The sequence below is a fragment of the Methanococcoides sp. NM1 genome, from assembly GCF_900774285.1.
Lineage (GTDB): Archaea > Halobacteriota > Methanosarcinia > Methanosarcinales > Methanosarcinaceae > Methanococcoides > Methanococcoides vulcani.
Window position 1 is genome coordinate 233,894 of sequence record NZ_CAAGTW010000003.1, and the last position, 14,671, is coordinate 248,564.

Below are 14,671 nucleotides of genomic sequence, written 5' to 3' on the forward strand. Positions count from 1 at the left end.
TCCCTTACAATCCAAGAGCGTCGTAGTTGTGAATGTTGTGCTCCGGGTTAACATCCATCATTTCTCTTCTCTGTGCTTTGAGCATGTCGTCGACACGAAGTATCATGTTGGCAACTTCTGAAGCTGATTTGATAGCCTGTTTCTTTACCCTGAGAGGATCGACGATTCCCTTTTCGAGAGAGTCGCTGATGTCGCCTGTGTAAACATCAAGACCTGCATTCTTGATCTCACCGTGCTTTGCACGAAGTGCGAGGATCGTGTCAATACCATCCATTCCTGCATTTACTGCAATTTCCCTTGGTATTACTTCCATTGCTTCTGCAAATGCTGTGATAGCAAGCTGTTCACGACCACCGATACTGGATGCAAAGGCGCGGAGTCCCTGTGCAACTTCGATCTCGGATGCACCGCCGCCAGGAACGATCTTTTCATCTTCAATAACGTCCTTGATCACCTGTAATGCATCGTCAATTGTACGCTCGAGGTTGTCAGTGACGTGCTCGGTAGCGCCTTTAAGCAGAAGGGTTACAGTCTTTGAGTTGTGGCATTCCCTGATGTAGGTCTTACCAAGGTCGAATGCTCCGATCTGTTCAATGATGCCTGCAGTTCCAAGGTCCTTTTCGGTGATGTCAGCGATGTTCTTGACGATGTGTGCACCTGTTGCTTTTGAGATGCTCTTCATGTCTTCTTCATTGACACGTCTGATCGCAAATATTCCCTTTTTCTGGAAATAGTCTGCAGCATACTGGTCGATGTTCTTTGATCCGACTATTACAGTAGCACCGGTATCTATGATCGTGTCGAGCAACTTTTCATAATCTGCTTCTTCCTGTGCAGCGAACTGTGTCAACTGCTCTGCAGAATTGATCTGGAAAGTTGCTTTGTTCCTTGTTTTCTGAACTAAAACGTCTGAAGCTACAAGTGCGATCTTTGGGTTCTCGACGATCGCCGGCATTGCAGAATGAAGACGTGCTTTGTTGATGACGAGACCTTCAAGAAGTTCGGTATCACTGATCTTGTGGCCAGGGTCCTGTGTGATCAGGATATTGTCCTTTACATTGACCTTTCCATTAACTGCGACTTCCAGTGCTGCGTCTACACATAATTTTGCAATGTGATCGCCGTAAGCTTCTGCGGATTTGCCTGCTATTGCGGTCTCTGCGATCTTTAATAGAACATCCTTGTTCTCTTTTGTGACATCTATAGCATAGTTGTCAAGAAGTTCTGAAGCTTTACCTGAAGCTGCCAGGAAACCTTTAATTATTACTGTAGGGTGAACTCCGGAAATGATCAATTCTTCTGCCTTTTCAAGAAGTGATCCTGCAAGGACAGCTGCGCTGGTGGTACCATCACCTGCAATGTCTTCCTGTGTCTTTGCGATCTCCACTATCATTTTTGCAGTTGGGTTCTCGATCTCCATGCCCTTAAGGATCATTGCACCGTCGTTGGTGAGTACAATATCTCCGACCGCATTCACAAGCATCTTGTCCATTCCTTTTGGACCAAGTGTTGTTTTTACGATATTTGCAACTGCTTTTGCTGCACCGATGTTCGCGAAGAGAGCCTGCTTGCCCTGCGTATGTTCTTTCCTTGGATCTGTTATAATTGCTGGCTGACCTACCATTGGATATGAACCTCCTGATAATCTAATATATGAACTGGTATAGTGATTTTACTAAAATTGATTGAAACTAACTGTGTATGGTTCTATAAAAACGTTTCGAACGATTATACCGGCTTTATATTAGATACTCAAAAACTTTAACATACAAGCTGGTTTTAACCGTATTTATGCTCGACTTTGTAGGACTTGGACTTTTTGATGAAAAAGATATATCACTAAAAGGACTTGAGAAGATCCATAATGCGGATAAGGTCTATGTGGAATTCTATACTTCCATTCTTATGGGGACTGACCTTGAAAAGATGGAAGAGCTCTACCAGAAAAAGATCACAGTCCTTTCAAGGGAAGATGTAGAACAGCATGCAGAGGAATGGATCGCCGATGCGGAAGATATGAATGTCGTGTTCCTGACCGGCGGTGACACCATGGTATCCACAACCCATGTGGACCTACGTCTTCGTGCACTTGATATGGGTATTGAGACTTTCCTCGTTCATGGTGCATCCATAGCATCCGCAATATGCGGCCTCTCAGGTCTCCAGAACTATCGCTTCGGGAAAGCGGCAACTGTTCCTCATCCTTATGTTACCAGCCGTGGTAGCAGGGTGATCTCCGAAACACCTTATGATACTATAAAAATGAATATGGATAACGGCCTTCATACGGCGGTGTTCCTTGATATTGATAAAGACAAAGGATGCATGACAGTAAATGAAGCTCTCGTGATCCTGCTTGAGGTGGAGGAAAAACGCGGTGAAGGTGTTATGGCCGATCGTATCTCTGTCGGTATAGCCCGTGCAGGCTCGCCATCACCTGTGGTGAAGGCAGACTATGCCCAGGCTCTAAAAAGTTTCGATTTTGGAGGACCCTTGCATATCCTGATAATTCCTGCATCACTGCACTTTGTTGAGGTTGAAGCTCTTGTGAAGCTTGCAGGTGCTCCGGATGAAATACTTGAAGATATGGACTGATAAGTGATAGTGAAAAGTTTCCCCGATGGTGCACGGACTGTCTATGGTCGATAAGCTCACTAATGTGTGCCTGTCTTACCCTTTACTTTCTTATCGTTAACAATAGCAACGGTATAAAGCACAATAGATATAAGTCTGAAGTCCCTTTTTTTGGTGAGAGGATATGATGCGCGGCTCAGTAGGTATAATTTCAGGTGAGACCGGATCGTTTGATTTTAAGTTCTTGATTTCTGACAGCACGGCTGTACATCGAGGGGAATATGTAAAGGCCTGGCATGAGGGCGATGGATGGGTGCTTTGCCAGGTGCTTTCGATCAAAAGATTCAGTGATAAGGTTAGTATAAAAAAGTCCTTTGACGAAGCTAAGAAAGCCTTTGAGGAATTGAAGAAGGATGGTAAGGACAGGAAGAGTTCCGACCGTATAGTTGCAGAAGCTACTGTTATAGGAAGTCGTGATCCTTCCGGCCTCTTAAGGGCTCCCAAGACCCCTTTCAGTCCGGGAGATGATGTTTTTAAGGCAGACAATGACCTGATAAGCTCTGTGCTAGGTCTGTCTGGTAATGAGATGTACATAGGTCTGCTCGATGGTACTGATATTCCGGTGCACCTGAGCGTGAACAGCCTTGTACAGAAACATTGCAGTATCCTTGCGAAGACCGGAAGTGGCAAGTCATATACGGCAGCAGTTCTGCTGGAGGAGTTGCTTGACCGCAAGATCCCTCTTTTGATCCTTGATCCTCATAGCGAGTATGCTTCTATGAAGGAACCTGCATCCACATCTGCTGATTTCAGGAAGTTCGGTGTAGCCCCAAAGGGCTATGGTTCCAATGTAACAATATATACTCCTGCGAACAAGGTGGTAAATCCGAATGCTGATGAACTCTTCAGGTTGAATGGCAACAATCTGACCGCAAAGGACCTTGCTTCCATCTTCCCGGAGAATTTCAACAGCACCCACATTGGTATCCTGTACGAATCGATACAGAAGCTCCGTGCGGAAATGGAAACCTATACTCTTGACGACATAATATTCGAGGTAAGCAATAACGAGAGCAAATCCCGCTGGAATGTTATGAGCCTCCTTGAGGACATCCGTGATTCAGATCTCCTGTCCTCATCACCAACATCCCTGGAAGAGCTCATGCAGAAGGGCAAGGCAGCAGTTATCGATTTTAAAGGCGTGGCTCCGGACCTCCAGAGCATGATCGTAGCACAACTTTGCAGTGCGCTTTTTGAAGCACGTAAAATGAACGCTATCCCGCCGGGTATGCTTGTTGTGGAAGAAGCACATAACTTTGCTCCGGAGCGTGGTTTCAGTAAGACCGCAAGTTCTGAGGTCCTGCGTACTATTGCATCAGAGGGACGCAAGTTCGGTCTTGGTATGCTGGTAATATCCCAGCGTCCTGCAAGGATTGACAAGAATGTGCTTTCCCAGTGCGGGACCCAGATTATCATGAAGGTGACCAACCCCAACGACCTGAAATCCATCAGTAAGGGACTTGAAGGTGTGAACTCTTTTGTAGAGGATGAACTTATGCGCCTGCCTCCGGGTGTTGCCATGCTTGTGAGCAACGATATCGAGAGGCCTGTTCTCATAGATGTCAGGGTAAGAAAATCAAAGCATGGCGGAGAATCGGTGAACGTGCTTAAAAGTGCCCAGACATCGTCCCCGGCTCCTGCAAAACGTGCTCCTGAACCTGTCAGCCAGCCACCGGCAAGTTCTGCACCCGTACAGGCGGAAGGCTCTGCTGAAGCAGGCAGTCCGCCACCGAAAAGGCAGCCCAGCAGGCAACCCGATAGGCAGCCTAAGGCTGAGGGTGGAGGACTTTTCAAGAAGATATTCGGTTCAGAAAAGTGACTTTTCAACGGATGGGTTTATTAATATATTATATGTAGATGGTGTAATTGTGGCAGCAGATCTGAACGAAAAGGTTGAAAGATACGAACGTCTGTTGAGAGAAGCACTTGGAAAGGCGGACATAAGTCCAATTGAGCGATCGCACATGCGTAAGGTGGCCGAGGACTATAAGAATATGGCACGTTCCTACTATGAGGACGGGATGCATTTCATTAGGTCCGAGGATTCGGTAAATGCACTTATTTGTTTCAGCTATGGTCATGCATGGCTGGATGCGGGTGCTCGCCTGGGTGTTTTTGATGTTGACGACGATGTGCTGTTCACCATATGATCATCATTCAATAATGTAGATTAAAGAAGACAATGAAGGTTTAAGATAAAATATCTGGAGAGAATGAAACGATGACAAATTATCATGTTACACTTGAAGCTGCCTGGTTGGTAAGAGACGTAAATACTGCAGACGACGCTATTGGAGTTGCTATTGCAGAGGCTGGAAAAAGATTGAACCCACAACTCGATTTTGTAGAGGTCGATGTCGGAACTACTTTTTGTCCTGCCTGTAATGAGCCTTTTGGTAGTGTTTTCATTGCAGCTAATACCGCAATTGTTGGTCTTGTCCTTGAAATGAAGGTTTTCGATGCAGAGAGTGCAGAGCACGCATCAAGGATCGCAAAGTCCGTAATAGGCAAGGCATTACGTGATGTACCACTTCATGTAGTGGATGTTGAAGATTTTGAATAAAAAGGTGTCAGGATGTCTGATGTGATATCTGTAGTAGGACATGCTGCGATCGATCTTCTCTTTGATGTGGAAGGCATTGCAACACAGAATGAATCATATCCGATAGTCGATTACCAGAGATTCTATGGAGGCGGGGCTGCAAATATCGTTGCAGCGATCTCCATTCTTGGTGGAAACTCTCAGCTGATCTCTGCGGTTGGTGATGATTTTGTTACATCAGGGTATGAAGAGCACCTTGAAGGTCTTGGAGCTGATCTTTCCCTGCTTTTCCGGTTCAAGGGAGAAAAAGGAACTGCTGCTTATGTTTTCACAGATCCTTTTCACAACCAGTCCACTTACTTCTACTGGGGAGCATCTGCAAAGATGAAGGAACTGGAACCTCCGGAAGTTGATTTTGTTCATCTTGCAACATCTGAGCCAAACTTTAATGCTAAGATAGCACAGAAAGCAAAGTTCGTGTCTTTTGATCCCGGACAGGACCTTATCACGTATTCAAGAGAGAATCTTGAAGCTATTCTTGAGAACACTGACGTTCTTTTCACGAACAAGCATGAGATCAAGCGTGTCTGTGAGATGACTGAAAGCACTTTTGATGATATTAAGGAACAGATAGGCATTGTAGTTGTCACTTACGATGCAGAAGGCAGCAAGATATTTGCATCCGGTGACGAGCATGAGATCCCCGTGGTTCCGGTAAAAGCAGTGGACCCAACCGGGGCAGGAGATGCATATCGTGCAGGGTTCCTTGTGGCATATACTCGTGGATATCCGCTGGATGTCTGTGGCAAGGCTGGGGCTACGGTCGCATCATTTGCGGTGGAATCTGTTGGTTGCCAGACAGACCTTCCCACATGGGATGATATGATGGCCAGATATGAAGGTCAGTTCGGAGCATTCCCATCACTTGATGAGTGATGTTCTTCTCTTTTTTATTTAAGTTCAGGTAGCTACGCTAACCTTAGTTAGTTAGTTAGTTAGTTAGTTAGTAAATCAGTTAGCTGGTTAGCTAGCGGCAACTGGGCCAATTGGTAAATGTGTAAAAAAGAGTTTCCAATATCGCGTGTTTCCACACGATATTGAGTTATTGCGTTTACTGCTTGTTCTCGATCACAGCGTGTGCTGCTGCAAGTCTTGCAATTGGCACACGGAATGGTGAACAGCTGACATAGTTAAGTCCGACGTTGTGCCCGAACTTCACCGATTTTGGCTCTCCGCCATGTTCTCCACAGATTCCGATCTTGATGTCAGGTCTTGTAGCACGTCCTTTCTCGATTCCGATCTTCACAAGCTGTCCCACTCCTTCCTGGTCAAGCACTGCAAATGGGTCGTCCTCGAGTATGCCACTCTCTAAGTAGAATGGTAAGAACTTGCCTGCATCGTCCCTGCTGAACCCGAAGGTTGTCTGGGTCAGGTCGTTGGTACCAAAGGAGAAGAACTCGGCTTCCTTTGCTATCTTGTCGGCTGTGAGTGCTGCTCTTGGCAGTTCGATCATTGTTCCGAGCATGTAGTCAAGTTTGATGCCCTTCTCTTCCATCACTGCTTCTACGACCTTGATCACATGTCTTTTGACAAATTCAAGTTCTTCGATGTTGCTGATCAGCGGGATCATGATCTCAGGTACTATTGTCATACCTTCTTTTGTGAGTTCACAGGCTGCCTCGATGATGGCCTGTGCCTGCATCTCATAGATCTCAGGATATGTGATTCCGAGGCGACATCCTCTGTGGCCGAGCATTGGGTTCATCTCTTTGAGATATTCAATACGGCCGATGACCTTCTTCACTCTGTCAAGTTCGGTTTGAGGAGCATCACTGGCATTGAGTTCTGCCAGCTTTTCAATTGCTTCCTCATGATTTGGCAGGAATTCATGGAGTGGTGGATCAAGCAACCTGATGGTCACAGGATATCCTTCCATTGCCCTGAATATTCCGATAAAGTCCTCTCTCTGCATTGGGAGAAGTTTCTTTAGTGCTGCTTTTCTGATATCGATATCTTCTGCCATGATCATTTCACGTACAGCAGGAATTCGATCATCTCCGAAGAACATATGCTCTGTTCTGCAGAGTCCGATACCCTCTGCGCCAAAGTCACGTGCGACCTTTGCATCGTGCGGGGTATCTGCGTTGGTCCTGACCTTCAGGGTTCTAACCTCGTCGGCCCATGAGAGTATCTGTTCAAGTTCACTGGAAACACCTGGCAGGATAAGCTCGACCTCTCCAATAATAACGTCTCCTGTGGAGCCATCAATGGAGATCATGTCTCCTTCATTGATGGTATGTTCTCCGACATGGAAGTTCTTCTCTTTCATATCAATTACAATTTCACCACAGCCGGCAACACATGGCTTCCCCATGCCTCTTGCAACGACTGCTGCATGTGAGGTCATTCCTCCGCGTACTGTCAGTATACCTTCTGCAGCATTCATGCCGCCGATGTCCTCTGGTGAGGTCTCAGCACGTACAAGGATGGTCTTTTCTCCCTTCTTTGCTCTTTCTTCGGCATGTTCTGCTGTGAACACAACTTCACCCACAGCAGCTCCGGGGGATGCAGGGAGACCGTTAGCAATTACGTTCGGTGTTGCGTCAGGGTCTATATTTGGATGCAGGAGCCTGTCGACCTGTGCAGGTTCGACCCGTGTAAGGGCTGTTTCCTTATCGATAAGTCCTTCTTCGACCATGTCGGTCGCGATCTTGATGGCTGCAGCTGCAGTTCTCTTACCGGTCCTTGTCTGTAGCATGAAAAGCTTGCCTTTCTCAATAGTGAACTCAATGTCCTGCATTTCCCTGAAGTGATCCTCCAGTTTCATGTAGATATCCACAAGTTGGTTGTAGACCTCAGGCATGTTGTTCTTCAGAGTTTCAATTGGTTGAGGTGTTCTGATACCTGCAACGACATCTTCACCCTGTGCATTGATGAGGTATTCTCCGAAGAATCGTTTTTCACCTGTTGCAGGGTCTCTTGTGAATGCTACTCCCGTTCCGGAGGTATCTCCCATGTTACCATAGACCATGCTCTGTACGTTCACTGCAGTTCCCCATTTGCCAGGGATGGCATTCAGGCGTCTGTATGTGATAGCACGCTGGTTGTTCCATGAGCCGAACACTGCATCAATGGCCATCTGGAGCTGTTCCCTTGCTTCCTGGGGGAAGTCCTTTCCGGTCTCTTCCTTGATAATGCCCTTGAACTTTTCAACAAGTCCTTTAAGGTCATCTACGTCAAGGTCGGTGTCCTGTTTGACGCCTTTGTCCTTCTTTTTAGCAGTGAGTGTGGATTCGAACTTCTCGTGTTCGATGCCAAGCACGACGTCTGCGAACATTGTGAGGAATCTTCTGTAGCTGTCGTAAGCAAATCTGTCATTACCGGTCTTATTGGCAAGACCGACTACTGAACTGTCGTTAAGTCCAAGGTTCAGTACAGTGTCCATCATACCAGGCATGGACACACGGGCACCTGAGCGTACAGAAAGAAGTAATGGATTGTTAAGATCTCCAAACCTCTTCCCTGTGGTTTTTTCCAGTTCCTTTATGGCACTATCGATCTGCCCTTCAAGATCTGCAGGATAATGTTCATCCTTAAGATAAAGAGTACAGACCTCGGTTGTGATCGTAAATCCAACCGGAACTGGTATTCCCAGATTTGACATTTCTGCGAGGTTGGCCCCTTTGCCCCCAAGCAGGTCTTTCATACTATTTTTGCCTTCAGTTTCGTCGTTTCCGAAAAGGTACACAAATTTATTATCTGCCACTAAGTTTTCCTCCCACGGGAAGATATTTTGATTATGGGTTAGGCTAGCATAATTATGTAGTTAATGATGCCGATATCTGACTGAGAACAGTTCCAATATCCATGGTCTTCCAGATACTATCTCATTGGACATATCTAGACGACATTGCCGTTTATCGTGTGATTAGTATTAAGTGTTATCGTTGTTTTTTATTGATTTATATTAATGTTCCATATGTGGGTAATTTTTATGCCAACACAGCCGAAATCTATATATAATTTATCTGGACTTTGTCAACTATAATATGTTTACTTTCAAAATTTGCGGCATTTGATGATAAGAAAAATTGTCAGAAAATGATTTATATCCGTGTGAGGCATTGTCATGCCTTATGTACGCACGATCTTATTAATTCTTGTAAATATGTGTCAGTTGTTAGCATTTTTTGTTGTGTTTATGGTCTGGATATGATTATTTTTTTGTAATGGTTTTATCTGGATTATTATAGGGATTGCGATAACTTTATATACTATTTACCGTATGTATATATATCAACTATTTAATTTATATATTGATGGCAAGAGACATATGAAAAGACTTGGAACGGTAGTGCAAGTAGTTGCACATCAGGGTTTACTTGTAAGAGGGGACAACATTCGACCAGACACATCTTTGAGGGATCTTCCTCGTATCAATTCGGTTGTTGTTGACAAATCTGTTAAACGCATCGGAAAGGTGAATGGTGTTATCGGTCCTGTTAACTCTCCTTATATCACTATTAAGGTCTTTGGAGACGTTTCGGGATCTGAACTGAAGAAATACCTCAGTGAGAAGGTGTACGTCAAATAAGTCAATTTATCTCATTTATATTTAGTACATTTGTACATTTATATTAAGTGGATCGCCAGTTAGCAATTTTAGTAAAATCGAGGCAATGATAATATGGTGGAAGTTGAAAGAGTAAGATATTCTGATACTTCAGAGAGAGAAAAGATACGTGCAATGATCAAAGCACGTAAAGAGAAAGAAAAGACCGCTGAAGTTGAGAACAAGGTTATCGAGTGTCCGGAATGTGGAAGCCGAAACCTTGAACAGGACTATGAGCGTGCCGAGCTGGTATGTGCAGACTGTGGTCTCGTAGTTGATGCTGAATTCGTTGATGAAGGTCCGGAGTGGCGTGCTTTTGACCATGACCAGCGTATGAAGCGTTCTCGTGTGGGTGCACCAATGACGTACACCATACACGATAAAGGTCTGTCTACTATGATCGACTGGAGGAACCGTGATTCCTATGGAAAGTCAATTTCCTCCAAGAACCGTGCCCAATTATACAGGTTGAGAAAGTGGCAGCGTAGAATACGCGTAAGCAATGCTACTGAAAGGAACCTTGCGTTCGCTTTGTCAGAACTTGACCGTATGGCATCCGCATTAGGTCTTCCACGTACTGTACGTGAGACTGCTGCGGTGGTCTACAGGAAAGCAGTTGACAAGAACCTCATCCGTGGAAGGAGTATTGAAGGTGTGGCAGCAGCAGCACTTTATGCAGCATGTCGCCAGTGCAGTGTTCCACGAACCCTGGATGAGATCGGAGAAGTTTCAAGGGTAAGCAGGAAAGAGATCGGAAGAACATACCGTTTCATTTCCCGTGAGCTTGCACTCAAGCTTATGCCAACCTCACCTATAGACTATGTCCCAAGGTTCTGCTCAGGCCTGAACCTCAAGGGTGAGGTACAGTCCAGAGGTGTTGAGATCCTTCGTCAGGCATCTGAAAAGGAACTCACAAGTGGCCGTGGACCAACCGGTGTGGCTGCAGCTGCTATCTATATTGCATCTATTCTCTGCGGTGAGCGCAGAACCCAGCGTGAGGTCGCTGATGTTGCAGGTGTGACCGAGGTTACTATCCGTAACAGGTACAAAGAGCTCGCAGAGGAACTGGACATAGAGATCATTCTCTGATAGTATATTGGAAAACAAGACCTGCAAAGACAATTTCTGTCTTTGTGGTCTCTATCTTTTTTTCATTTTCTTCTTTTTCTAATTGATCTAATCGATCACATTATATAGTAACGTTATTTTCTAGTGACTATGTTAGAACTGTTCGAGATGCTTTTCATTGGTTTCATAGTAGGGCTGACCGGTGCTCTTGTTCCTGGTCCCATGCTATTTGTGACCATTGACGGCACCATGAAGAAAGGCTGGACAGCAGGACCGGAAGTGTTCCTGGGTCATGCTATCATCGAAACCTTTGTGCTTGTGCTGATACTTTTAGGCATGAACTCGCTTGTGGGTGAACGTGAGATGTCGTTCATCTCTGTAGCCGGTGGCATAGTCCTGATCATTTTTGGAATAATGACCATAAGAGGCGCAAGAGCCTCAGCCGAAGAACTTCACGGACAGGACAAAGTGCCATCAAACTCACTGATAGCAGGTATTGTGACTTCTGCTTCCAACCCCTATTTCTGGCTCTGGTGGCTTGCAGCCGGCAGTGCCTTGGTGCTTGAGAGCATGAAACTTGGAATGGTTGCTGTGGTGTTCTTCATAGTCGGACACTGGCTTGCAGATCTTGGATGGTTCACTGCTGTATCGCTATCATTCAGTCGTGGAAGGGGCATGTTCTCTCCGAAGACCTACAGGCATATTCTTGTATCATGCGGACTATTCCTGATATTGTTCGGCTCATGGTTCGCAATCGGATAATTCGAACATGCCGATATTTTTCCAGGAGAGATATATTTTGAAGTGTCCCTGTATTGCGATCCCGAAAAAGAAAGGTGAACCTGCCAGAAAGTTCCTTATGGAGCTTGACATCCTTGACAAGTCCCTTAAGATATCCAGTGAGGATGGTGAGCTGTATATTCCTATTGAAAGGGAGCTGACCCCGGAAGAGCTCGATGAGCTTCCCGAAGAAGCAAAACAGGTTGAACGTGAGTTCGAATCCCATGAAAAGATCCTTACACTTGAGGATATCCTCGGTTTCACCCCGGGTTACGAGATCGTAGGAGATATTGCACTTATAGAAGCTGACGAACCGGAGGCGCAAAGGATCGCAGATGCACTCCTGAAGGTGCACAAGCATGTGAAGACCGTTCTTGGTGCAGTGTCAGCTGTGGAAGGAGAGTTCAGGACCCGCAGGTTCAAAGTACTTGCAGGGGAAGAGAGGACGGAGACCATTCACAAGGATCATGGTTGCAAGTACAAGGTAGATCTTGCACGTGCATATTTCACACCACGGCTTTCAACAGAAAGGCAACGCATTGTTTCACAAATAAGCGAAAATGATGTTGTCCTTGACATGTTCGCAGGCGTCGGTCCATACAGTATCCCGATTGCCAAAAAATGCAAAACGGTCATTGCCATGGACAAGAACCCCGATGCGATCCATTTTCTCAAAGAGAACGTGAAGTTCAATTCGATCGGGAATATCGAGGTGATCGAAGGCGATGCAAACGAGATCGCCCGCAATTTCAAGGGCATTGCAGATCACGTTATCATGAATCTTCCTCACAGTGCCGATGCATTTCTGGATGCTGCCATTTATGTGACGGCTCCGCAAGGCATTATCCATTACTATGGAATGACCCACGAAGGTGATCTGTTTGACAGTTCCATAGGTCTGATAGAAGCAGCAGCGAAAAAGGTGGGTCGGAGTGTTGAGGTGGTAGAGTGCCGGACAGTGCGCTCGTATGCACCGCATCAGTATAATGTATGTATTGAGGTTCGGATAAACTGAATTCTGGGCGAAACGATTAAATCGTTAAATCCTTATTAGGTGTAGGTTCAATGTGCCGTCGTGGCTTAGTGGTATAGCGGCTGATTCGTAATCAGCAGGCCGGGGGTTCAAGTCCCCCCGACGGCTATGAAGTACGGGGTTAAAAGCCCCTCTTTCTTTTCTTATTGTGCACTCGAAGTTCACATCTTATCCTACGTACGAAAAGTTAGGGTTATAGGTAACGTCTAAAAATGCCACTCTTTTAAATTTTGATTTAATTTTGTATCCTTAACATACAAATAATAAAATTTATTAAGATATAAGGTATAGACTTTTATAAAATATCCTGAAGAAAAACTATGTCCAAATTTGATTATCTCTCAGATTTACTTGAATTTCTATTAAAAAATCCAATAGGTTTTTTGGTATCATTCATTGTTTTTTTACTAGTCCCGTCAAAGTATGTATTGTCACTTTTTATAGCTGGACAATATGCAGAAAATTCCGGGCACGTGATCCTAGGAGGTTTCCTAACATTAATTTATGGCATTGTCGATAAATTTTCTATATTCATATTTGAAACATTTATTTTCTTGATTGTTTATGCCGTTGTTGCAGTAGTTATAATATCTGCATTTTTAGGAGCGTTGGGATTTAAAAAATGATTTAAAAAGTTCAATAATGAGAAAGCACTTATTCTACTGACAGCTAGAAGTGTTGCTTCAATGAGCCACAATCCAAGGGCAATGGTGTGCTGTAACTTCATTTTTCTGATTTGATCTGATGCATATTGCCCTAAATATATCTCTTGATAATTTCTTCAAAAAGATGGTGTGTATATACATTATGTATTATTTTATTATCAAAAATGGATACATATGTAATACAAAAAAGTAGTTTTATATATTATAATGCTTTCATTCGTTGCAATCAACTAAACTTGTCTTATTCAGTAAAAAAATCATATTTAATTTAATATGGTGTAAAAATTATCAATTTGGGTGGCATATATTTTGTTAATAAGAGACATTTTAAACAAAAGTTTAAATTCTACAAGAGGTGCTTGTGAATGAACATGGTACTTCTCACTGTTGTGGGGATACTGTTGGCCATTTTTCTATTTGGTATTAAGACCGGGATTGGCTGTGGTTTTTCTAATCGCAGCACAAAAGAGATCCTTGCTATTGCAGGCAGCTATTTTATTTTATCACTGATAATCGGCAGTCTCATAGGATATGTGGACCAGTCCAATCTCGACCTTATCGCGAGCATGGGTATGTCCCTCCACGTCCTGGTTGCATTGCTCCTGATCGGGGCAGGCATCTATACCCAGAAACAGTGGAACTGTGGCTGTGATGTTTCTCATCGCACATTCCTTGTGATCTCCCTGCCCTGTCCTGTCTGCCTGACAGCACTCTTCATATCCTGTATGCTTCTGGCAACATATCTTGAGATCAGTGGGATCATGATCGGACTGCTTGTGGGTAGTGTGTTCTTCATCTCTGTGGTTGCGTCTTCCCTTCTGTGCAAGATGCTGAACAAGACCCCGGAGACCCTCGGTAACATCATGATGATCCTTGGTATCTACTATCTCATGGGAGCCATCATTGTACCTGCTTACATTAAGACAAAACAGATGAACATTCCTGCGTATTCCGCACCGCCTGTGGAGATACTTCCATTCGTGGCCTTTGCAGCAATCATTGCCGGGGGATTTGTTCTTGATAAAATAAGGAGTAACTAAATATGGCTATTGATTCTTCTTTGTTCCAGATAATGTATACCGCTTCATCAGCCCTGCTGTATCCTGTGGTAATACTTTTGATCCTGGCAGTTACAGTATCGCTTGGTCTGATCGGTGAGTTCATCTCAGAATATGCTAAACGTCATCGAAATGTCAAGGAACTGGAACATATAGGCAGAAACGTTCAGGAGAATGTCAACAATTCCTCCCACGATAATGCCGCATCACATCTTCTAAAACTTGACCAGAACCAGCTTGTTACATCTTTTGCACATGATGCAGCAGAGCATCTGAAAA

At 44.6% G+C, this 14,671-nt stretch carries 13 protein-coding genes, 1 tRNA gene and 1 pseudogene; 13 read left to right on the forward strand and 2 right to left on the reverse strand.

What is annotated here, in order from left to right:
- Positions 1-4: 4 nt before the first annotated feature.
- Complete coding sequence (thsA, locus tag E7X56_RS04680; protein ID WP_135605310.1) at positions 5-1,624, reverse strand: thermosome subunit alpha; 1,620 nt, start codon at positions 1,622-1,624, stop codon at positions 5-7.
- Between the two features lie 167 nt (positions 1,625-1,791).
- On the opposite strand from thsA, the gene dph5 reads away from it, so the two are divergent.
- From dph5 to E7X56_RS04705, 5 genes are all read left to right on the forward strand, one after another.
- A complete protein-coding gene (gene dph5, locus E7X56_RS04685; RefSeq protein WP_135605312.1) occupies positions 1,792-2,595 on the forward strand; it encodes a diphthine synthase in 804 nt (267 codons plus the stop codon).
- A gap of 163 nt (positions 2,596-2,758) precedes the next feature.
- Positions 2,759-4,453: an ATP-binding protein gene (locus E7X56_RS04690; protein WP_135605314.1), complete on the forward strand. Its 1,695-nt coding sequence runs from the start codon at positions 2,759-2,761 to the stop codon at positions 4,451-4,453.
- Positions 4,454-4,502: 49 nt separating this feature from the next.
- Positions 4,503-4,784, forward strand: a complete 282-nt coding sequence (locus E7X56_RS04695) for a DUF357 domain-containing protein (protein WP_135605316.1) — start codon at positions 4,503-4,505, stop codon at positions 4,782-4,784.
- 71 nt (positions 4,785-4,855) lie between these two features.
- The gene (locus E7X56_RS04700) at positions 4,856-5,197 is read left to right on the forward strand and encodes a DUF555 domain-containing protein (RefSeq protein ID WP_048194852.1); all 342 of its coding nucleotides are present in this window, start codon (positions 4,856-4,858) and stop codon (positions 5,195-5,197) included.
- Positions 5,198-5,209: 12 nt separating this feature from the next.
- Positions 5,210-6,112, forward strand: coding sequence for a carbohydrate kinase family protein (locus E7X56_RS04705; RefSeq protein ID WP_135605318.1), 903 nt, complete (start codon positions 5,210-5,212; stop codon positions 6,110-6,112).
- A 175-nt stretch (positions 6,113-6,287) separates the two neighbouring features.
- Here the strand turns inward: E7X56_RS04705 and ppdK are convergent, their stop codons facing one another.
- The gene (gene ppdK, locus E7X56_RS04710) at positions 6,288-8,942 is read right to left on the reverse strand and encodes a pyruvate, phosphate dikinase (RefSeq protein ID WP_135605320.1); all 2,655 of its coding nucleotides are present in this window, start codon (positions 8,940-8,942) and stop codon (positions 6,288-6,290) included.
- A 567-nt stretch (positions 8,943-9,509) separates the two neighbouring features.
- Between ppdK and E7X56_RS04715 the strand changes: the two genes are divergently transcribed.
- The 8 genes and pseudogenes from E7X56_RS04715 to E7X56_RS04750 all read left to right on the forward strand — a co-directional run.
- Positions 9,510-9,770: an H/ACA ribonucleoprotein complex subunit GAR1 gene (locus E7X56_RS04715; protein WP_135605322.1), complete on the forward strand. Its 261-nt coding sequence runs from the start codon at positions 9,510-9,512 to the stop codon at positions 9,768-9,770.
- Positions 9,771-9,863: 93 nt separating this feature from the next.
- Positions 9,864-10,877 carry a transcription initiation factor IIB gene (locus E7X56_RS04720; RefSeq protein ID WP_048194848.1) on the forward strand — a complete coding sequence of 338 codons (1,014 nt, stop codon included), beginning with the start codon at positions 9,864-9,866 and terminating at the stop codon, positions 10,875-10,877.
- Between the two features lie 129 nt (positions 10,878-11,006).
- Positions 11,007-11,618 carry a LysE family transporter gene (locus E7X56_RS04725; RefSeq protein WP_210409244.1) on the forward strand — a complete coding sequence of 204 codons (612 nt, stop codon included), beginning with the start codon at positions 11,007-11,009 and terminating at the stop codon, positions 11,616-11,618.
- Between the two features lie 37 nt (positions 11,619-11,655).
- Positions 11,656-12,651, forward strand: coding sequence for a class I SAM-dependent methyltransferase family protein (locus E7X56_RS04730; protein ID WP_135605326.1), 996 nt, complete (start codon positions 11,656-11,658; stop codon positions 12,649-12,651).
- Positions 12,652-12,705: 54 nt separating this feature from the next.
- A tRNA-Thr gene (locus E7X56_RS04735) sits at positions 12,706-12,777 on the forward strand.
- 212 nt (positions 12,778-12,989) lie between these two features.
- Positions 12,990-13,295, forward strand: a complete 306-nt coding sequence (locus tag E7X56_RS04740; protein WP_135605328.1) for a hypothetical protein — start codon at positions 12,990-12,992, stop codon at positions 13,293-13,295.
- 404 nt (positions 13,296-13,699) lie between these two features.
- A complete protein-coding gene (locus tag E7X56_RS04745) occupies positions 13,700-14,374 on the forward strand; it encodes a DUF2162 domain-containing protein (RefSeq protein WP_135605330.1) in 675 nt (224 codons plus the stop codon).
- Between the two features lie 2 nt (positions 14,375-14,376).
- Positions 14,377-14,671 (forward strand): annotated as a pseudogene (locus E7X56_RS04750) (MotA/TolQ/ExbB proton channel family protein); the annotation flags it as partial.